Below are 305 nucleotides of genomic sequence, written 5' to 3' on the forward strand. Positions count from 1 at the left end.
GGTATAACCAAAGCGCTTATGATAGCTTTGAGTAAAGTAAGACTGACTTGAAAAGCCGGCTTCCATAGAAACTTCTACAATACTCATCGACGTATTTATCAATAATTGGTGTGCATACATGATGCGCTTCTCACTGATCCAAGAACGAGGTGATGTTGCATAAACAGTATGAAATAGCTCTTTGAATGTTGTTAAGCCCATGCCAAACGTTCTGGCAAACTCATTTAACTTCCACTCTTTTAAATAATTATTTTCCATGAATGTCTGCAAACGCTCAGCTTGACGATTACTGAGTTGTCGTAAAT

General features: G+C 37.7%; 1 protein-coding gene. It reads right to left on the reverse strand.

Features of this window, described 5'->3' with window-relative positions; all coding sequences use genetic code 11:
- On the reverse strand, window positions 1–305 hold a 305-nt coding region (locus ACNQ0T_RS23710; protein WP_417930441.1), incomplete at both ends, for a helix-turn-helix transcriptional regulator.

It is taken from the genome of Enterobacter cloacae complex sp.6700776, assembly GCF_048284255.1.
Classification (GTDB): domain Bacteria; phylum Pseudomonadota; class Gammaproteobacteria; order Enterobacterales; family Enterobacteriaceae; genus Enterobacter; species Enterobacter intestinihominis.